The following is a 20159-nucleotide window of genomic DNA, read 5'->3' as shown; positions in this document are numbered from 1 at the left end:
ACACCCTGGAGCGAGCACCGAATGACCCTGTTCAGGAGGCCGTCCCCCCCGACGGCGGGTGAGTCGAGCGACGATTCGAGTCGCAGCGCCACCCCCACGGAGACGCCCGCGCAGTCCGACATCCCCAGCCCGGTCCTCAGCTCCCCCCCGCGCGCCCGCGGCCCGTTGGCCGGCGCGTCCCCCGGGCTCGGCGAGCGCAGGCCCGGTGCTTCCATGCGACCCCAGTCGCCTCCCTCGGATGATCCGGAGTTCCCCACCGAGCGGCGCACCGCCCAGCCGGGCCCGGGCGCCGAGCGCCGTCCTCCCCCGCCGGCCGGCGCGCTGCCGTCCGTCATCGTGTCCAACCAGGAGGGCGCCGCCCGCCGTCCTCCCTCCGCCGCCCCGGGCGCCCCGGAGCGCCGTCCCCAGGCCGCGGCCCCGGGCGGTGGTGGTGCCTTCGGGGGCGCCGAGCGCAGGACGGTGCCTCCTCCGGCCTATTCAGGCCCGGAGCGCCGGTCCGCCGTCACCGGCTCGCGTCGCGCGCTCGAGTCGGGCGGCCCCGGGGCTCCGGACCGCTTCTGGCCCACCCAGCCCCGCGACCTGTCCGAGACGGGGCTCACGGCCACGTTCGTCGAGGAGCTGGTGCTCAAGGCGCTGTTCTTCGCCGGCGAGATGCGCGGCATGGACCTGGCCAGCCGGCTGCAATTGCCCACCTCCATCGTCGACGACATCATCGAGGGCCTGCGCCGCCAGAAGTACGTGGACATCCGCGGCGGCGGCGCTTCCGGCGTGGGCAAGTCGACGATGATCTACCAGCTCACGCCCTTCGTGACGGACGTGCTCCGGCAGATCACGGACCGCAATCGCTACAACGGTCCGGCGCCCGTGCCCTTCCAGGAGTACGTGGCGGCGGTGAAGAAGCAGACGGTGCGCGGCAATCGCATCACCCGCGCGCGGATGCAGGACAAGTTCGGCGACCTCATCATCCGCGACTACATCTACGACGGCATCGGTCCGGCGATGAACTCCGGGCGCGCCATCTTCTTCTACGGGCCGCCGGGCAATGGCAAGACAGCCATCTGCCAGGGCATGGTGAACTGCTTCGACGGGGACATCTTCATCCCCCACGCCATCCTCATCGACGACTTCGTGGTGCGCGTCTTCGACAGCAACCTCCACAAGCCCGTGGAGGAGGAGGGGGCCCCCTCGTACGACAGGCGCTGGGTGCGCTGCCGCCGGCCGCTCGTCGTCGTGGGCGGTGAGCTGACGCTGGAGATGCTCGACCTCGTGTACTCGCCGGAGGTGAAGTACTACGAGGCCCCGTTCCAGATGAAGGCCAGCAACGGGATGCTCCTCATCGACGACTTCGGCCGGCAGAAGGTCTCCCCCAAGGACCTGCTCAACCGGTGGATCGTCCCGCTGGAGAGCGACATCGACATGCTCACCCTGCACACCGGCAAGAAGCTGCAGGTGCCCTTCGATGTGTTCGCCGCCTTCTCCACCAACCTGGACCCCAGCGCGCTCGTGGACGACGCCTTCCTGCGCCGCGTCCGCTACAAGCTGGAGGTGCAGCGCCCGGACGAGGAGCAGTTCCATCAGATCTTCGAGGTGATGTGTCGCAAGCGCGGCGTGGCCTACAACGCCAACGCGGTCGACTACCTCATCGAGCAGCACTACCGGCCCACCCAGCGACCCTTCGCGGCCTGCCAGCCGCGCGACCTGCTGGACCAGGTCATCGACATGTCCCATTACATGGGGCAGGAGCCTCGCCTGGACCCGGCGCTGCTGGACGCCGCCGTGCGCAGCTACTTCGTGCGCTTCGACAAGCCCGCGGAGACCACCGCGGCCTCCGCGGGCTGAAGGCCCTTCAGCGCTCCTTAGGGGGCGCCGGCGCGAAGGGGCCCCACGGCGAGGGCTCCAACCACCGGCGCACCTCGTCCACGGGGACGTTGGACAGCACGTCGACGATGGACATCCCCTGCACGAACCTCCCGTCGCGCCCCTGCTCGTAGGGCGGGTGGCGGAAGCGCTGCCACAGCACGCGCACGTCCGCGCTCCGGAACAGCCCCACCTGGAGGTACAGCGACGAGCCCAGCCCCGAGTAGTACGTGTGGGCCTTCAGCTGTCGGCAGTACTCCACCAGCCGCGCCGACTTCTCGTCGCCCTGCTTCCGCAGCGTGGAGGCCAGCAGGATGCGCGGCGACAGCCCCAGCGGCGCGTGGAAGAGGGCGGTGCTCGCGAGCAACACCCGCAGGAGCGAGCCGGGGCCCGCCTCCGTCGCGACGCCGTCATAGAAGGGCTCCAGCAGCGGAAGCACCTGGGTGGCGAAATGGGGCCGCCGCCGGTACAGCGTCACCAGTGTGTCCAGGTGCTTGCGCGCCCAGCGCTGACGCGAGTCCACCGCCAGGTCGGCGATGAGTGTGTCGCGATGTGGGTCCTCCAGCGGAATGGACAGCCATTGGAAGCCGGGCACGGTGGGCGGAGGTGTGGGCACGGTGGCGGGCAGCGCCACGCGCGTCCTGCGCTGCCAGCCACGCCGGAGCCACTGCACGTTGTCGAGCACCAGCAACGTGTCCGCGCGCGCCGTCTGCTCATAGAAGTCCACCCAGGGCAGGTAGTGGGGTTGCTCGGCGACGACGACTCCTGGACTGCCCGGCACGCACGGCCTCTTTTCCGCGGAGGGTTGCTGGGGTGGCGCGGCCCCTCACTGTCGGACCGGACGCGGTGGATTGCTCCTGCTGCTAGATTGTAACATTCCAAAGCCGGTCAGGGACCTTCGCCGAGGTGGAAACGAACGGATGAGGTACCTGTGCATCAGCGCGGACCCGCAGCATCCCGTTGCGGAGGAGCTCCGACGTCAGGGGCAGGACGTGCTCATCCGGGGCGAGGCGGCGGAGGCGGACGCGGAGCTGGTGCACGGCCACGTGGACGTGCTCATCGTGGAGGCCGCGTCGCTCGCGCCGGATGCCCGGTGGCTGGATGCGCTGCGTGGGCGCGCCAGGCCCGAGGATCCACTGGTGCTGGGGCTGGCGGACGAGGCGACGGACGAGGCGCTCGCGCCGCTGTTGTCGGCGGGCGTGGAGGAGTTCCTCGTGGCGCCCTTCCACGCGGTGGAGGTGCGCGCGCGCCGGCTGCTGCTGGAGCGCCGGGCGGCGCGGCGTCGGCAGATGCAGAGCACCCAGGCCGCGGCGCGTGGGGAGATGGAGCGGCTGGCCTCCATCATCCAGACGCAGGCGGACGTGGCGCTGGCGGGGCTGGACCTGTCGGGGGTGATGAGCCTGTTGTGCGAGCGCGCGCGGGTGTTGTGCGGCGCGGACGGGGCGGCGGTGGCGCTGCTGGAGGAGGGCTACGTGGAGTACCGGGTGGCCACCGGCAGCCTGCGGCGGCACATGGGCTTCCGGCTGAAGGTGGAGGGAAGCCTCACCGGCACCAGCCTCTTGCGCGGCGAGGTGATGCGCACCGACGACACCGAGGACGACGTGCGCGTCAACGTGGCGGCCACGCGGCAGGTGGGCGCGCGCTCCATGGTCTGCGTCCCGTTGTGGCGCGAGGCGCGGCCCGTGGGGGCGCTGAACCTGACCTCGCACCTGCCCAACGCGTTCGATGACCGGGACGTGCGCACGCTGGAGCTGATGGCGGGCCTGTTGGGCGCGGCCATGGGGAACGCGGCGGAGGCGGCGGCGAGGCATGCGTTGATGGAGGAGCGCGCGGCGGCGCTCGCGGCGCTGCAGGAGTCCCAGGCGCTGTTCGCGGCCTTCATGAACCACAGCCCCGCGGTGGCGTACATGAAGGACTCGCAGGGGCGCCGTGTCTGGGTGAACGAACCCTATCGTCGCTTCTTCGGCCTGGCCGATGGCGCGGACGTGGAGGGGATGGACGACGCGCGGCTGATGCCCGCGGCCTCCGCGGAGCACGTGCGGCGCGAGGACCAGGCGGTGCTCGCGTCGGGGGAGCCCAGCGCGACGGAGGGCATGATTCCCGCGCCGGACGGCTCGGAGCGGCACTGGCTCACCTACCGCTTCATCGTGCGCGACCGCTCAGGGCGGAGGCTCCTGGGGGGCGTGTCGCTGGACGTCACGGACCGCAAGGCGATGCAGGCGCAGCTGGTCGTGTCGGACCGGCTGGCCGCGGTGGGCACGCTGGCGGCGGGCGTGGCGCATGAAATCAACAACCCGCTGGCCTTCGTGCTCTCCAACCTGTCGTTCCTCTCCGTGGAGCTGCAGAACGTGACGCGCGAGCTGCCCCCGGGGCGCACGTCCGAGATGGAGGAGGTGCTGCGCGAGGCGGTGGATGGCGCGCACCGGGTGCGGCAGATCGTCCGGGACCTGAGGACCTTCTCGCGCGGGGACGACGAGGTGGCCACCGCCGTCAACCTGCAGGCGGTGCTCGAGTCCGCCATCACCATGGCGCGCGGAGAGCTGAAGATGCGCGCGCAGATCATCCGCGACTTCGGCGACGTGCCTCCGGTGGAGGGCAGCGAGGGGCGCTTCGGGCAGGTGTTCCTCAACCTGCTCATCAACGCCGCGCATGCGATTCCAGAGGGCAAGCCGGAGCACCACGAGGTGCGCGTGGTGCTGCGCGCCTCGGGGGACCGGGTCATCGTGGAGGTGAGCGACACCGGCGTGGGCATGACGCCGGAGGTGCGCGCGCGCATCTTCGACCCGTTCTTCACCACCAAGCCCGTGGGGGAGGGGACGGGCCTGGGCCTGTCCATCTGCCACGGCATCGTCACCGGCTTCGGCGGGGACATCTCCGTGGAGAGCGAGGTGGGGCGGGGCAGCACCTTCCGCGTCTCCCTGCCGGTGGGGCACCGCGCGCGCGCGCTGGGACGTCCCCCTCCGTTGCACCTGGTGGGCTGAAGGCCGCTTCAGTCGCGTCCGTGGCGGAACAGCGGATGGAACACGCGGGGCGCCTTCTTCTTGCGCACGCAGCGGGTGTCCGCGCTCATGTAGCAGGCGGAGAACGCGCGGCGCCTCAGGCCGGGGCGGCCACGGCCGGAGCGGTGCCACAGGTGGTTGTGCACCAGGATGACCTCGCCCGCGAGCGCGGGGAGGGGCACCGCGCGGTGCTCCGCGTCCTCGGCGGCCACCTGGTCCGGCGGGATGACGCCGCCCAGCTCCGTCACCAGTCCTCGCCGGTGACTGCCGGGCACCACCTCCAGGCAGCCGCCGTCCTCGGGGGCGTCATCCAGCGCGGTCCACAACTGGAGCTCCGGCTCCCGGGTGAGTCCCCAGAGCCGACCTCCGTCCTGGTGCCAGGGCAGGTTGCTGCCGCCGGCCTGGCCCTTGTGGAAGAGGATGGCGCGGTACAGGACGATGTCGCCGGGGATGCGCGCGCGGACGATGCGCTCGAACAGCGGATTCTCCAGCCACGCGAGGAAGCGCGCGTCCTTCTCCAGCTTCTCCAGCTTGCGGTAGTCCAGCGAGGGCCCCTGCCAGCCGAGGCCCAGGGGGGCGTCCTCGTAGCGTCCGGTGGTGGCGTCCGGCTGGAAGAACATGCCGGGGTAGACCACGCGGCCGAGCATCAGGTCGTCCGCCCGCTCGCGCAGGGCCACGAGGCCCTCCTCGTCCAGGACCCTGCCCAGCCGGGCATAGCCATGCTCGGCGTAGTGCGCGAGCACCGGGGTGAGGTCGAGCGCCTGCGCGTCTTCACGAAGCATGCGCCCTCATACCTCGGACGCCTGCGGTGGAGGAGTGTGACGACGGGGCCTGGGGCACGCATGGCTTGCGCGCTCGCCGTCCTCGCACCATGGTGAGGGCGGCATGCCCTACCGTCGCACCACGCGCTTCGTCGTCGCTCCGGATGGAACCCGGGTGGCCTGGCATACGCACCTGGGGGAGCTGCTCGAGGAGTCCTCGGACGAGGCGCTCAAGCCGCGCGCCACCGTGCTCCTGAGCAATGGCATCGGCTCCTCGGAGAACTTCTGGCGCCACGTCGTCGCCAGCCTGGAGCAGGACCACCGGGTGGTGCACTGGAACTACCGGGGCCACGGGGGCAGCGAGGAGTCGCGCGGAGGCGACTACGACTTCTCCGTGCACGTGGGGGACCTGGAGCGCGTCACGGAGGCGGTGATGGCGCTCGGCGATGGACGCCCCCCGCACCAGGTGGCCTACTCCATGGGCGTGCGCGTCCTGTTGGAGCTGTATCGCCGCCGTCCGGACCTGGTGCCGGCGATGACGCTCATCGCGGGGAGCCCGGGCGCGGCGGGCTCGGGGGACGCGGGGCTGGCGGCGAGGACGCTGCTGGGCACGGCGCGCGAGGCCCTCCGTCTGGCGACGCCCGCGGTGCCTCTGGCGACACCCGTGGTGCGCGCGTTCCTGGGCAGCCGGCTGGCGTATCCGCTGGCCCGCGCGGTGGGGGCGCTGAGGCCTCGGGCTCCGCGTGACGACATCGACGAGTTCCTGCGCGCGCTGCGGACGATGAGCCCCCAGGCCTACTGGCACACGCTGCGTGGGTTCGCGGAGGGGCACGCCTGGGACGTGCTGCCCCAGGTGAAGGTGCCCACGCAGATCATCGCCGCGCGTCATGACACCCTCGTCCCGCTGCGGGAGATGGTGCGCATGCGTGACGCGCTGCCACATGCCCACTGGATGCTGGTGGAGGACGCCGGGCACGCGGGATTGTTGGAGGCCGGGACGGAGATCGCCGACGCCGTGCGGGGCTTCCTCGTCGACCACGGGCTGCGGCCGGCGGAGGCGCCGCCTTCCGCGCCGTGACACCGGGTGTGACGCTTCTGTCTCAGCGAGACTGCGCGCAAACACAGGCAGTGTCTGTGTCTGTGTCTGGGATGTCTCACGAAGGACCCGGGACAGCGGGGTTGTCTTGGCTGTGTGCGTAAATCTTTGAATTGCTTGAATTTCCCTGGGGTGAAACTCACCCCCTGGGTGGCAATTTGCTACGCCGATGTTGGAATTTTGCCAGCTCGAAGGAGCAACGACGGTTGTAGGCTGCAGGCCCCCCCGCAGGTCACACCTACTTCGGAGTCTCTCCTTCATGTCTTTCCGCCAATTGCTGGCGCCGCTCACGGCGCTACTCCTGGTCGTCACCGCCTGCGGCGATGATGATCCTCCCGGTCCTGTCTGTGGCAACGGTGTCGTCGAGCGCGGCGAAACCTGTGACGACGGAAACACCACCAACGGCGATGGGTGCGAGAGCTCATGTCAGCCGACGCCGAAGCCGGATGCCGGTCCGGGTGGAGGCGACGGCGGCCCGGGCGAGCCCGACGCTGGCCCCGGTGAGACGGACGGCGGCCCGGGCGAGCCCGACGCGGGGCCCGGTGAGACGGATGGCGGCAATGTCGAGCCCGACGCGGGTCCGGGTGAGACGGACGGCGGCTCGGGGACTCCTGATTCGGGTCCGGGCGAGACGGACGGCGGCTCTGGCACCCCTGATTCAGGTCCGGGCGAGACGGACGGCGGCTCGGGGACTCCTGATTCGGGTCCGGGCGAGACGGACGGCGGCTCTGGCACCCCTGATTCAGGTCCGGGCGAGACGGATGGCGGCTCCGGTACGCCCGACTCGGGCCCCGGTGAGACGGACGGTGGCTCGGGGACTCCCGACGCCGGCCCCGGTGAGACGGATGGCGGCTCGGGGACTCCCGACGCCGGCCCGGGTGAGCCCGATGCGGGTCCGGGGGGTGGCAACGTCGTGATGTGCCCCGCGGCGAACCTGCCTCCTCCGACGACGGGGAACTGCACGGTGACGTCGGGTAGCGCGGCGAAGCTGTTCACGGGCATCGTGCTCGCGCCCGACAAGGTCTATCACGGGGGCCAGGTGCTCGTGGACTCCGCGGGTGTCATCCAGTGCGTGAGCTGTGATTGCTCGCAGGCGGCGGGCGCGGCCTCGGCCACGCAGGTCACGTGCCCCCAGGCGGTGGTGTCGCCGGGTCTCATCAACGCGCACGACCACATCACCTTCCAGAAGGCGCCCTTCGCCCGGACGGATGAGAAGTACGAGCACCGCCACGACTGGCGCCAGGGCAACAACCAGCACACGCGTCTGCCCGCGGGCAACACGGTGGGCGCGGACGGCATCCGCTGGGCGGAGCTGCGCCAGGTCATCGCGGGCACCACGTCCATCGCCGGCTCCGGCGGCGCCAAGGGCCTGCTGCGCAACCTGGACGCGCCGAACACGTCCGACACGGGCACCAACCAGGAAGGCCTGGGCGCGGGCTCGGGCGCGGAGTATCAGACGTTCCCCCTGGGTGACTCGGATGGTCGCGAGCGCGCGAGCGGCTGTGATTACGAGCGCGTCGACTCTCCGTCGGTCATCCCGGCCGCCTCGGCCTACCTGCCGCACATCGCCGAGGGCATCGAGACGAGCGCGCGCAACGAGTTCCTCTGCCTCTCCGGTCAGCAGTCCGGTGGCCAGAACATCCTGAGCTCCCGCACCGCGCTGGTCCACGGCATCGGCCTGAGCGCCAGCGACATCCGGATGATGGCCACCTCGAGCACCAGCCTGGTCTGGTCGCCGCGCTCCAACATCGGCCTGTATGGCGATACCGCGGCCATCCCGCTCTACAAGTACCTGGGCGTCAACATGACGCTGGGCACCGACTGGCTGCAGTCCGGCTCGATGAACATCCTGCGCGAGCTGCGCTGCGCGGACGACCTGGACACCGATTACTTCAATGACTCGCTCAGCGACGCGGACACGTGGGCGCTGGTGACGGGCAACGCGGCGCACGCCTTCCAGGCGACGAACACCGGCGCGCTGGTGCCGGGCAAGGTGGCGGACGTGGCCATCTTCCGGCTCAACGGCCACCAGGCCTCTCCGCACCGCGCCGTCATCCGGGCGGAGCCCGCGGACGTGGTGCTGACGATGCGCGGCGGCAAGGCGCTCTACGGCGAGACCTCCGTCATCTCCGCCCTGAGCGGGGCGGGCTGCGACACGCTGGATGTCTGCGGCGTCGAGCGCTCGGTGTGCCTCCAGACCGAAATCAGCATGTCGCTGTCCACGCTGCAGTCGCGCAACTCCGGCGCCTACCCGCTGTTCGCGTGTGGCGTGCCGACGGATGAGCCGACGTGCGAGCCGTCCCGCACCTCCACCAACGCGCGCTGGCCGGCCTCCGTGTCGGGCTCCACCGTGTACTCCGGTGGCCTGTCGGGCGCGGACGTCGATGGCGACGGCATCCCCGACGAGGTGGACAACTGCCCCGGCGTGTTCAACCCGGTGCGCCCGATGGACCAGGGCGTGCAGCCCGACGTCGACGGCGACGGCGTGGGTGACGCGTGCGACGTGTGCCCGTTCGCGCCCGGCACCACCGAGTGCACCCGCCCCGACCCGAACGACACCGACGGTGACGGCGTCCCGAACGCCTCGGACAACTGCCCCAACACCCACAACCCGGACCAGGCGGACTCGGATGGCGACGGCAAGGGCGACGCGTGCGACCTCTGCCCGACGCCCAACCCGGGTGACGCGGCCTGCTCGCTGTCCATCTACACGGTGAAGCAGCCGGGGCCCGGTGGAACGTCTCCGTGGCTGGGCCAGCGCGTGTTCGTCTCCAACGCCACCGTCACCGGCGTGGGCGCGACGGGCTTCTTCGTGCAGGTCAACCCGCTGGACCAGGGCTACCAGGGGCCGGACTACTCCGGCGCCTTCGTCTTCACCCGCACGGCGCCGCCGAGCACCGTGATGGCCGGCTCGCGTGTGAACGTCGACGCGACGGTGGCCAACTACTTCGGTCAGCTCCAGCTCGCCTCGCCCTCCGTGGAGGTGGTCTCCCAGGGCAGCACGCTGCCTCCTCCGCAGGTGGTGACGCCCGCCGAGGTGGCCACGGGGGGCTCGCGCGCGACGCCGCTGGAGGGTGTGCTGGTGCGCGTGTCGCAGGTGCAGGTGACCCACACCGCGCCCGCCCCGGGTGGCGGCGACACCGCGCCCACCGGTGAGTTCGAGGTGGACGGCGCGCTGCGCATCAACGACTACCTGTTCTCGTTCCCGCTGCCGGCGCTGGGAGACCGCTACTTCTCCATCACCGGCGTGCTGGAGCTGCGCAACGACCACTCGAAGATCGAGCCGCGCTCCGCCGCGGACCTCGTGCCCGCGAGCGCGGGTGAGGTGTCGCTGGCGTCGCTGGCGCCCACGGGCGTCTTCGTGCGCTCGGGCGTCAACGGCCCCACGTTCCCGGAGCCGCTGACGGTGACGCTCACCGGACCGGTGACGGTGGACACGGTGGTGACGGTGGCGTCGTCCAGCCCCGCCGTCTCCGTGGTGGGGGGCCAGGTGGTGATCCCCGCGGGCGAGCGCTCCGCGGTGGTGCTCCTGAACACCGACTCCGCGCTGGACCCGGACGTGAAGAAGGCCACCCTCACTGCCACGCTGGGCGCGGTGTCCCGCGACGCCACGGTGACGGTGCTGGCGGTGGACCAGCCGGCGGCGCTGGAGCAGCTGTCTCCCGAGCTCGTCGTGGTGACGGGCGGCGGGACGGCCACGCTCACGGTGACGCTGGATGTGCCTCCGTCGGTGGACACGGTGGTGAGCCTGTCCGTGCAGCCGGCCAGCCTGGGCGCGGTGCCGGCCCAGGTGGTGGTGCGCGCCGACACGCTGTCCGCGAAGTTCGACTTCACGGCGGCCAACGTCAGCGGCGAGGGCCAGGTGGTGGCGAGCCTGGGCGGCGACTCGGTGTCCGCGCAGCTGCGCGTCACGGAGCAGCCCGCGGGCGCCAACCACGTGGTCATCAGCGAGGCGGCGCCGGCGGGCCCGGGCGGCGCGAACGACGAGTTCGTCGAGCTGTTCAACCCGACGACGAGCCCGGTGGACCTGTCCGGCTGGAAGCTCCAGTACAAGAGCGCGACGGGCACCACGTACCTGTCCTTCACGCTGCCCGCGGGGTCGGTCATCCAGCCCCGGGGCTTCTTCCTGGTGACGCATCCGGACTACGCCGGCTCCGTCGCGGGTGACGCGAACTGGGGTCCGGCGTTCTCCATGTCCGCCAGCCGCACCGGCGGTGGCAACCTGCGCCTGGGTGGGCCGGCGTTGACGACCACCAACATGAACGACCCGGCCAAGGTGGACGCCTTCGCCTATGGAACGGGCAATGCCCCCGAGGGCACCGCCTTCCCGACGGTCCCCGCGGAGGCCGGCTCCTTCGAGCGCAAGGCGACCGTCTCCTCGACGGCGGCCACCATGGAGGGCGGCTCGGACGCGGCGGCGGGCAACGGGTATGACTCCGACGACAACGCGTCCGACTTCATCCTCCGGACGCAGCGCCAGCCGCAGAACAGCGCCAGTCCCACGGAGTAGTTGACTCAGGGCCTTCCGGCCCCTACCGGGTCCATCAACCGGTAGGGGCTGGAAAACCCGGCGCGGCCGGGTCATAAGCGTTCCCGTGCGAGTCGTCTCATGGAACGTGAATGGGCTGCGCTCGGCCCATACCAAGGGCTTCCTGCCCTGGCTGTCGGGCGCCCGGGCGCAGGTGGTGGCATTGCAGGAGGTGCGCGCGCGCCCCGAGCAACTGCCGGATGAGGTTCGTGCTCCGGCCCGGTGGAAGACGCACTTCTCGGCCGCGGAGCGCCCTGGCTACAGCGGGGTGGGGCTGTTCTCCCGCGACGAGCCGGACATGGTGGAGACCCGGCTGGGTGTCCCGGAGATGGACGTGGAGGGGCGGCTGCAGCTCGCCCGCTTCGGCAAGCTCACCGTGGCCAACGTGTACTTCCCCAACGGCAACGGGAAGGACCGTGACCTGAGCCGCATCCCGTTCAAGCTCGCCTTCTACCGACGCCTGTTCGACCAGCTGGAGAAGCCGCTGCGCGACGGTGAGCGGCTGCTCGTCGTGGGCGACTTCAACACCGCGCACCAGGACATCGACCTGGCCCGGCCCCGGGAGAACCGCGAGACGAGCGGCTTCCGTCCCGAGGAGCGCGAGGAGCTGGACCGCTGGCTGCGCGCCGGCTGGGTGGACAGCTTCCGACACTTCCACAAGGGCGCCGGCCACTACTCGTGGTGGAGCCAGCGCTTCGGCGTGCGCGAGAAGAACATCGGCTGGCGCATCGACTACGTGCTGGCGTCCCCCGCGGCCATGGCCTTCGTCAAGCGCGCCGCCATCCACCCCGACGTGTCGGGCTCCGACCACTGCCCGGTGAGCGTGGACCTGGACTCCGCCGTCCGCTGATCCCCCTCGAGGCTCTCAATGAACGCACTGCTCTCCATCTGGACCTGGGTCGAGATTGGCATCGTCGCGCTGGTCGGCTTCTTCGTTCAGCTCGTCATCGCCGTCTTCACGTTGCCGTTCGACAAGAAGCGCTACGCGGTGGGGCGGTGCTTCCGCATGGTGGGCGTCACCGCCGCGAAGCTGACGCCGTACTGGCGCTTCGGCATCCACGGGCCGGTGCCGGACCAGGTGGCCCCCAACACGGTGGTGGTCAGCAACCACGAGTCCAACGCGGACCCGTTCCTCATCTCCCGCCTGCCGTGGGAGATGAAGTGGCTGGGCAAGGCGAGCCTGTTCAAGGTGCCGGTGGTGGGGTGGATGATGGGCATCGCCGGGGACATCCCCGTGCACCGCGGCGACAAGGAGTCCGCCACGGGCGCCATGGCGCGCTGCAAGCAGTGGATGAGCAAGGGCATGCCGGTGATGATCTTCCCGGAGGGCACCCGCTCGAAGACGGACGAGCTGTTGCCCTTCAAGGACGGCGCCTTCCGCCTGGCCATCGAGCAGCAGGCGGACGTGCTCCCGCTGGCGGTGAGCGGCACGCGCAAGGCGCTGCCCAAGCACTCCTGGCGCTTCTCCACCTCGCGCGGCCTGGTGACGGTGGGCACGCCCATCTCCACCAAGGGCATGACGCTCGATGACGTGGAGAAGCTCAAGACGCTGGTGCGCGAGCAGATCCTCGCCCTGCGCGCCACGCTGCAGCCGCTCACCCAGGATGCCGCGACGCCGGGGACTCCCAGCGCCGCGTAGCGGCTTCGACGAGACACGCCGCTCAGGCGTCCGTGACTTCGTTGTCAATGATGTGGCAGCCCGACTCCTCGTCGAGCGCGTCCTCGATGAAGCCGCGCAGCAGGTCCTTCCCGCCGATCTCGAAGGACAGGCTGATGCGGTCGCCCTCGATGTGGACGTCCTTGTCGGTGGTCAGCTTGCCGCCCAGGGCCACGGCGCTGCCCTCGACGCGGGCGTTGCCCCGGAGGCGGACCTCGCCGCCCATGGACACCGCGTCGCCCTTCACCACGGCGCCGGCCTCCACGATGACGCGGCCCCGGATGGCGACCGCGTCGTCGACGGTGGCGCCCTTGCGGATGATGATGTCGCCCTCCACGGCGACCACATCCTTGGCCTTCTCGCCCGCCTCGATGACCAGGTCCGTGCCCTGCACCACGCGGCTGCCGTCCTTGGCCGTGGTGTCGCAGACGACCTTCACCGGGGAGGTCGACTTCCTGGCCGCGTCATCGCCGGCGAAGGCGGGCAGGGCCAGGATGGACGCGAGAGCCAGAGTGGAAAGGAAGCGTGAGCGCATGGACGGCTCCTGGGGACGACCGGGTTGAGAGGTCTACGCGGCAGGCCCACACCCATTGCATGGGTTTGTTTCCCTCCCGGGAGGCAGGTCGGGGCGCGCGGCTTGCAGTAGGGTGGGGGAGGCCCTGGCCCGCACGCCCCGAGGTTTCCCCTGGCCACATCGTCGACACAGCAAGACTCCTCCTCGCATGACCTGACCATCTGGGCCTATGCCTTCGGCTATTTCGCGGCGTATGCCCCGTACAGCGCGCTGACGAAGGCGTTGTCGAGCGGCTCCCTGCCGGGCATGGAGGAGGGCATCGTCGGCTTCACGCTCCTGCCGGTGAGCGCGGCGACGTCGATGGTGGGGATGTTCGTCTTCCTCTCGCTCAAGCGCTGGTGGCGCTTCGCGGCGCACCGCCAGGTGCTGGGCCTGCGGGTGCCCGCGCCGGGGGCGTGGACGTTCCTGTCGGGGATGTGCTCGGCGGCCATCATCGGCACCACGACGCTGGCGTACACGCTGGAGGGCACCTCCATCGTCTTCATGATGCTGCTGATGCGCGGCGGGGTGCTGGTGCTGGCGCCCATCGTGGACGTGCTCAGCCGCAGGCACGTGCGCTGGCCCTCGTGGGTGGCGCTGGTGCTGAGCTTCGCCGCCGTGCTCGTCGCGTCGGGGAAGGACGCGCGCGCCACCCTGACGTGGGTGGCCGCGCTGGACGTCGGCGTGTACCTGCTGAGCTACTTCATCCGCCTGCGCGCGATGAGCCGGCTGGCCAAATCCGAGGACAAGAGCCTGTCCATCCGCTACTTCGTGGAGGAGCAGATGGTGGCCACGCCCTTCCTGGTGCTGGTGCTCGGGCTGGTGGCGGTGTGGGGCGGCGCGGGGCCGGCGCTGGACATCCGCGAGGGCTTCACCGGCATGTTCGCCCGCGGGCGGCTCTTGGAGGAGATGCTGGTGGGGCTGTTGTCCCAGGGCACCGGCATCTTCGGTGGGCTCATCCTGCTGGACGCGCGGGAGAACGCGTTCTCCGTGCCGGTGAACCGGGCCTCCAGCGTGCTCGCGGGCGTGGTGGCCACGCTGGGGCTGTCGCTGTGGCTGGGGCTACCGGGCGTGGGGGCGCGCGAGCTTCTGGGCGCGGCGCTGGTCATGGTGGCCATGACGGTGCTGGCGGTGCCCACGGTGCTCGCGGCGCGCCGGCGCGAGGCCGCCCTGAAGGCGGCGCTCGGGCCTTGAGTCCCTGACGCCTACTTCTGGGTGTCCTGCGGGACGTGCAGCGTCAGCACGGGGCAGGGCGCGCGGGAGACCAGCTTCTGCGCCACGCTGCCCAGCAGCATGCGCGACAGCCCCCGGCGGCCGTGGGTGCCCATGATGATGAGGTCGAAGCCCTCCTTCTCCACCAGCTCCAGGATGGTGGAGGCCGCCTCGCCCACCACCACGCGGTGCTTGAGCGGGACGGAGGCCGGCTCCATCTGCTTGAGCAGCGTGGCCAGCTCCTTGCCCGCCGTGTCCAGGGCGACCTGCTCCAGCGAGAGCGGGTTCCATCCGGGGGCGGCGACGAGCAAGTCCGGCGCGACGTACTGAGGGGGCTCCCACGCGTGGAGGACCTCCACCGACGCGTTGAAGGGACGGGCGAGCTGGAGGGCGTAGTCGACGATGGAGCGAGAGCCCTCGCTCAGGTCGACGGGGACGAGAATTCGGGATGGCGCTGCCATGGTCGGCTCCTCGCTGAGGTGAAAGGCCCTCTCTTGGGGTGGGGCCGAACGTCCTCAGATGGAAGTTGCGTGCCAGCGCCTGCCCGCCCGTTCGCTACCGCGACGCGCAAAGCTTGCGGGGAGGCGAGCGCGGCCCGCGATTCGTGCGCAGGATGGCCCCCATGCGACCTCCCATTGATCAGGCCACGGTCCTCATCACCGGCGCGGCCGGGGGTATCGGCCGGGAGCTTGCCCGGCTGTTGTCCCGGCGCGTCCGCACGCTGGTCCTGGTGGACCGCGAGGTGGCGCGGCTGGAGCCGCTGCGTGAGGAGCTGCTCACGCGCTATCCCACCCTGGGCGTCCTCCTCCACGCCTGCGACGTGTGCGAGCCGCGCGGGGTCGACGCGATGGTGGCCTCGCTGGAGGCGCAGTTCGTCCGGGTGGACGTGCTGGTGAACACCGCCACGCTGGGCCTGCGGGGGCTCTACGCGGAGGCGCGCTGGGGAGGGCTGGAGGAGCTCCTGCGCTCGAACGTGTGGGTGCCCGCGCTGCTGACGCACCGGCTGCTCGCGCCCATGCTGGAGCGGGGGCGGGGCGGGGTGCTGAACATCGGCTCGGGCGCGGCGCAGCTCATGCTGCCCGGCTCCGCGATGTTCGCCGCCACGCAGCGCTTCCTCGACGGCTTCACCGAGTCGCTCCGGCTGGAGGTGGAGGGGCGCGGCGTGGTCATCACCCGCGTGGCTCCGGGACCGGTGGGGGACTCGGGCGCCGAGGAGGCGGGGCGCGCGCCCTTCTTCCAGATGTCGCTCGAGCGCTGCGCTCGCGCCGCGCTGGCGGCCTTCGAGCGGGGCGAGGCGCTGGTGTACCCGGGCTGGGGACACCGCTGGGTGATGCGGCTGTTGCCCCTCCTGCCACGAGGGCTCCAGCGGAGCCTGGGGCGGCTGGCGCTGCGCGGTGTCCGCCGCGAGGCCCTGGCCGCGCCCGACGCCCTGCCCGTGGGGCTCGCGTCGCCCGTGCTGCTGGCGCGCGAGCCCAATCCGGCGTGACGGCCTAGAGGCCGATCTCCGCCAGACGCGCCTTCACGCGGGTGGCCTTCACGCCGGTGTTGGCCGTGCCGCGGCCCTGCGAGTTGCCGCCCAGGCCGATGTGGTGCAGGCCCACCACCTGGTTGGAGCCCGTCGACAGCACGGGCGAGCCCGACGAGCCGCCCAGCGTGTCCGCGTCGTAGGACAGGTCCGTGGTGGAGTAGTTCGCGTTCTTCACCACGCCCGGCGACAGCTTCTTCGTCGGCGAGCAGCCCGACGACGTGTAGTAGTCGCAGTTCTGGTGCACCACGTAGATGCTCGCGTTGGTGGCGGCGTTGGCGCTGGCCACCGTCAGGTAGCCCTGCACGTTGCCGGGGAGCTGGCCGTTGGTCGCCGAGCAGCGCAGCGCCGTCATGTCGTCGGTGGACCACGTCCTGATGAACGTGGCGCAGGAGTACCAGACGCGGCTGGCCGAGGCGACGCCGTCGATGTAGTTGAAGGACACCCGGGCCCCCACGGCCTCGGACGCGCTGCCCACGCAGTGGTTGTTGGTGATGATGACATCCGGTGACACCAGCCACGCGGTGCAGCGGCTGCCCACCGCCGGGATGGACAGGTAGCCCACCGCCTTGGCCGCCGTGGCCTGCGCGCCCGTCAGCGTGGTGGAGCTCACCCAGTTCACCGAGCCGACGATGACGTTGGATTCCTGCGACTGCAGCGGCTCGTTCGCCTCCTGGTCCGGGACATCGGGGGACTGCTCGGTACCGCAGGCCGACAGGGCACCCATCACGAACAACGCACGCAGGCTCTTGGCGAACATCGGGTCTCCTCCACACGCGGGATTGCGCGCGGCGTGCCCAAGGCACTCCCCATGCCAGCGTTCCGCGCGGGACACTTCCACTCGACAGCCCTCCTCGCGCCGAGCCCCGGGTGGTGCGCGCGTGCTCCGCTCCGTCACCGGCGGTTGTAAAGCCCCTTCGCGTCGCCGCCGAGAGTCTTCATGATATTCGTGATTTACAATTAATTCCGGAACTGTCCTGTAATGGGACGCTCCCGGCGTCGGGTGTCGTGGTCCCGGACAGCGACGGAAAAATCCACGGGCCGCGTTCCGCTCGCTCATTGAAGAGGGGGAACGCGGCCCGGGGGCGCGGTGAGCGGAGCGCGGGCGCCTAGCCGATGATCATGTCCTCGCGCTCCAGCGTGCCCTCGGAGAAGCGGCGCAGGTTGAAGCGGGTGAAGAGCTCGTCGGACTCGCCGGTGCGCATCCACTTCGCCATCCGCTCGGCGACGGCGGGGGCCATCATGAAGCCGTGGCCGACGAAGCCGGACATCTGGAGCAGGTTGTCCAGGCCCGGGGTGCGCCCGAGGATGGGGTTGTTGTCCGGCGTCACGTCGTAGCAGCCGGCCCACTGGCGCAGCACCTTCACGTGGCCCACGTGGGGCAGCTGCTCCATGAGGGCCTGGGCGAAGCGGGACACGAAGCGCAGGGTGCTGCCCATGTTGAGCCCGGCGGGCTCCTTGGGGTCACCCATGCCGCCCACGATTTCGCCGCGCATGGACTGGCTGAAGTACAGGCCCGAGTCGAGCACTGACACGAGCGGCCCCAGGAAGGGCTTGAGGGGCTCGGTGCTGAGGATCTCGTGGCGGTGCGGCTCGTTGGGCAGCTGCACGCCGACGAGCTTCGCCACCTCGGGGCTCCACGCGCCGGACGCGAGCACCACGGTGTCACAGGCGATGTCGCCGCGGTCCGTCTTCACCTTGCGGATCTGTCCGCCGCTGACGTCGAAGCCCGTCACCTCCGTGTACGTCTCCACGCGCACGCCCTTCTTGCGGCAGCCCTGCGCGTAACCCCACAGGAAGGGCCAGGGGAAGATGACGCCGTCCTCGGGGTTGAAGGACGCGGCCACGCAGCCCTTCATCGTGAGGCCCGGGACGATGTCGCGCGCGGCGTCCGGCGTGACGAGCCGGGTGGGCACGTCGAAGCGGTTGTGCAGCGCCACGTTGCGCTCCAGCCGCCTGGCCACCGCGTCGGTGCGCGCGAGGAACAGGTAGCCGCCCTGGCGCAGCCACACGTTGATGCCCATCTCCCGGGCGAAGCCCTTCATCAGGTCGATGGAGCGCTTGGCCAGCTCCACCAGCGCCGGGGTGCCCCACTGCATGCGCACGCCGCCGCCGTTGCGGCCGGACGCGCCCGCGCAGAGGTAGCCGCGCTCCAGCACCACCACGTCCGTCTCGCCCTCGCGCGCCAGGTTGTACGCGAGCGCCAGGCCCATGATGCCGCCGCCGATGATGACCACCTTGGCCTTGGCGGGCAGGGGCTCGGTGGGGCGCAGGCCCTTGGGGAAGGCATCCACCTCCTGGGGCACGCCGCCCACGGGGGGCTGGGACTCGTCCACCGGGGCGCTCGCGAGCAGCCGCAGCTCGGTGGGGTAGAGCGGAGGCCTGGGCGTGAAGGGCACCACCGCGTCGGCCTTGAGCGCCTTCTCCTGCTCCAGGAGCGCGGCCACGGCGGACAGGCAGCTCTTGCCCTGGCAGATGCCCGTGCCGAAGCCCGTGTAGCGCTTCACCGACTCCACGTCGCAGTAGCCCCGCGACACCGCGTGCCGCACGTCGTCCGCGGTGACGTCCTCGCAGGAGCAGATCATCGACTTGCTCATGACAGTCCCTCCACCAGCGCCTGGGCCGCGCGGCGGCCCGCATCGGACGCCTCCTTCGCGCTGCCACCGCCCGTCACGTCTCCGGCCACGAACACGTCCGCCGCGTCGGTGCGGCCCTCGGCGCTCGCCTCCACCCGGAACAGTCCGCGCGAGGCCTCGAACGAGACCTTGGCGCCGCCCTGCCGCGCCAGCTCGAAGCTGGGCGTCACCGGCACCGACACCAGCACCGCGTCGCAGTCCACCTTGCGCCGTCCCCCCTGGCGCGGCGTGAAGCTGAACCCGCTCACGTGCCGGAGGCCGTGCGCCTTGGGCTCCGAGCCCTCCACCGTCGTCGGATGCGCTCCCGCGCCCGGCGCGCCCTTCAGGTCCACCACGACGGCGACCTTCACGCCGTGCTCCTCGAGCAGCCGCGCCAGCCCTTGCAGCTCCTGGCCCCAGCCCACCAGCGCCGCGCGCTCCGGCGCCACCGCGTGCCGACGCAACAGCAGGCTGGCCGCGCGGCCCGCGTAGACGCCGGGCAGGTCATTGTTCTCGAAGGGCACCATCGGAGGGTGTCCACCGGGCGTGAGCAGGAAGCGCTCCGCGTAGACCTTGAGCAGCCGCGCCTCGCCGTTCTCCCGGGCGCCCACCGCGAGGTAGCGGCCCTGCTCGTCGTCGTACAGGCCCAGCGCCGTGGCGCGGGTGACGACGCTGTCCCGCGCGAGCGTGGCCACGTCGTCGATGGCGGGCGCGTCCGCCTCCGGGGCGCCGTGCGCCAGCCGGCCACCCACGTGGTCCTCGCGCTCGAACATCAGGAAGGGGATGCCTCGTCCGGTCAGCTCCCTCGCGGCGGCGAGCCCGGCGGCGCCCGCGCCCACCACCGCGACGCGGGTGCGCAGCGTGCGAGACGGCGGGGGAGCGGGGGCTGCGTCCTTGGGCAGCAGGCCCAGGCCCGCCAACTGCCGGGCCACCTTGGCCATCACCGTCTCCGCGACGGGCACGCCGGCGAACATCTCGTGGTGGTCCAGGCCGTTGGGGAAGAACCAGTCGATGGTCTCGAACACGTCCACCTTCGCGGAGGGGTACGCGTTCTGCCGCTCCAGCTTCATGCCGTCGCGCGCGGGCGTGCGGCACGTGTAGACGTTGGGCAGCCCGTCCACGCGCATCAGGCACTGCGAGCACGCGGCGGCGAAGCAGTAGGGCCCGCGAGGGCGGTGGTACTTCACGGAACGGGCGAGCATGGGCTCGCCCGCGGCGACGAGGGAACATGCCACCGGCTCGCCCTCGATGGCGGGGATGCTCTCGCCCTCGAGGTCCACGGTGATGGCCCTGCCGCGCAACGAGGCATCTGGGAGACGTCGCATGGGTGCCGCGCAAAATGGCGTAACGCCCGCG

15 protein-coding genes are annotated in these 20159 nt (G+C 71.2%); 8 read left to right on the top strand and 7 right to left on the bottom strand.

Features of this window, described 5'->3' with window-relative positions; all coding sequences use genetic code 11:
- The first annotated feature begins 21 nt into the window (after window positions 1-21).
- Window positions 22-1839, top strand: a complete 1818-nt coding sequence (locus OWM54_RS00125) for an ATPase (RefSeq protein ID WP_267696267.1) — start codon at window positions 22-24, stop codon at window positions 1837-1839.
- Window positions 1840-1846: 7 nt separating this feature from the next.
- On the opposite strand, the gene OWM54_RS00120 is transcribed toward OWM54_RS00125, so the two are convergent.
- The gene (locus tag OWM54_RS00120; RefSeq protein WP_267696266.1) at window positions 1847-2638 is read right to left on the bottom strand and encodes a WbqC family protein; all 792 of its coding nucleotides are present in this window, start codon (window positions 2636-2638) and stop codon (window positions 1847-1849) included.
- 139 nt (window positions 2639-2777) lie between these two features.
- On the opposite strand from OWM54_RS00120, the gene OWM54_RS00115 reads away from it, so the two are divergent.
- On the top strand, window positions 2778-4838 hold the full coding sequence (locus OWM54_RS00115) for an ATP-binding protein (protein ID WP_267696265.1): 2061 nt from the start codon (window positions 2778-2780) through the stop codon (window positions 4836-4838).
- An 8-nt stretch (window positions 4839-4846) separates the two neighbouring features.
- On the opposite strand, the gene OWM54_RS00110 is transcribed toward OWM54_RS00115, so the two are convergent.
- Window positions 4847-5638 (bottom strand): phytanoyl-CoA dioxygenase family protein, encoded by a 792-nt coding sequence (locus OWM54_RS00110; protein WP_267696264.1) that lies wholly within the window; start codon window positions 5636-5638, stop codon window positions 4847-4849.
- Window positions 5639-5741: 103 nt separating this feature from the next.
- Here OWM54_RS00110 and OWM54_RS00105 point away from each other — a divergent pair, with 103 nt between their 5' ends.
- The 4 genes from OWM54_RS00105 to OWM54_RS00090 all read left to right on the top strand — a co-directional run bounded on the left by OWM54_RS00105 (window position 5742) and on the right by OWM54_RS00090 (window position 12880).
- Window positions 5742-6695, top strand: a complete 954-nt coding sequence (locus OWM54_RS00105; RefSeq protein ID WP_267696263.1) for an alpha/beta fold hydrolase — start codon at window positions 5742-5744, stop codon at window positions 6693-6695.
- A gap of 277 nt (window positions 6696-6972) precedes the next feature.
- Complete coding sequence (locus OWM54_RS00100; RefSeq protein WP_267696262.1) at window positions 6973-11223, top strand: lamin tail domain-containing protein; 4251 nt, start codon at window positions 6973-6975, stop codon at window positions 11221-11223.
- Between the two features lie 85 nt (window positions 11224-11308).
- Window positions 11309-12091, top strand: a complete 783-nt coding sequence (locus OWM54_RS00095; protein WP_267696261.1) for an exodeoxyribonuclease III — start codon at window positions 11309-11311, stop codon at window positions 12089-12091.
- 18 nt (window positions 12092-12109) lie between these two features.
- Complete coding sequence (locus OWM54_RS00090; RefSeq protein WP_141327203.1) at window positions 12110-12880, top strand: lysophospholipid acyltransferase family protein; 771 nt, start codon at window positions 12110-12112, stop codon at window positions 12878-12880.
- 22 nt (window positions 12881-12902) lie between these two features.
- Here OWM54_RS00090 and OWM54_RS00085 read toward each other — a convergent pair whose 3' ends face one another.
- Window positions 12903-13433, bottom strand: coding sequence for a hypothetical protein (locus tag OWM54_RS00085; protein WP_267696260.1), 531 nt, complete (start codon window positions 13431-13433; stop codon window positions 12903-12905).
- 261 nt (window positions 13434-13694) lie between these two features.
- Between OWM54_RS00085 and OWM54_RS00080 the strand changes: the two genes are divergently transcribed.
- Window positions 13695-14645 carry a hypothetical protein gene (locus OWM54_RS00080; protein ID WP_267696259.1) on the top strand — a complete coding sequence of 317 codons (951 nt, stop codon included), beginning with the start codon at window positions 13695-13697 and terminating at the stop codon, window positions 14643-14645.
- 11 nt (window positions 14646-14656) lie between these two features.
- On the opposite strand, the gene OWM54_RS00075 is transcribed toward OWM54_RS00080, so the two are convergent.
- Window positions 14657-15124 (bottom strand): universal stress protein, encoded by a 468-nt coding sequence (locus OWM54_RS00075; RefSeq protein WP_223748710.1) that lies wholly within the window; start codon window positions 15122-15124, stop codon window positions 14657-14659.
- Window positions 15125-15285: 161 nt separating this feature from the next.
- On the opposite strand from OWM54_RS00075, the gene OWM54_RS00070 reads away from it, so the two are divergent.
- Window positions 15286-16149, top strand: coding sequence for an SDR family NAD(P)-dependent oxidoreductase (locus OWM54_RS00070; protein ID WP_267696258.1), 864 nt, complete (start codon window positions 15286-15288; stop codon window positions 16147-16149).
- Between the two features lie 4 nt (window positions 16150-16153).
- Here the strand turns inward: OWM54_RS00070 and OWM54_RS00065 are convergent, their stop codons facing one another.
- The 3 genes from OWM54_RS00065 to OWM54_RS00055 form a co-directional block, all read right to left on the bottom strand.
- Window positions 16154-16948 carry a trypsin-like serine peptidase gene (locus OWM54_RS00065; protein WP_223748708.1) on the bottom strand — a complete coding sequence of 265 codons (795 nt, stop codon included), beginning with the start codon at window positions 16946-16948 and terminating at the stop codon, window positions 16154-16156.
- Window positions 16949-17297: 349 nt separating this feature from the next.
- Window positions 17298-18785, bottom strand: coding sequence for an FAD-dependent oxidoreductase (locus OWM54_RS00060; RefSeq protein ID WP_267696257.1), 1488 nt, complete (start codon window positions 18783-18785; stop codon window positions 17298-17300).
- Entirely contained in the window at window positions 18782-20128 is a 1347-nt protein-coding gene (locus OWM54_RS00055) for a 2Fe-2S iron-sulfur cluster-binding protein (protein WP_223748706.1), read from the bottom strand. Before OWM54_RS00055 ends, OWM54_RS00060 begins: the two co-directional genes overlap by 4 nt.
- Between the last annotated feature and the right edge of the window lie 31 nt (window positions 20129-20159).

Origin of the sequence: Myxococcus sp. MISCRS1 (assembly GCF_026626605.1) — a bacterium.
Taxonomy (GTDB): Bacteria; Myxococcota; Myxococcia; order Myxococcales; family Myxococcaceae; genus Myxococcus; species Myxococcus fulvus.
This window is presented reverse-complemented; position numbering and strand designations above follow the sequence as displayed.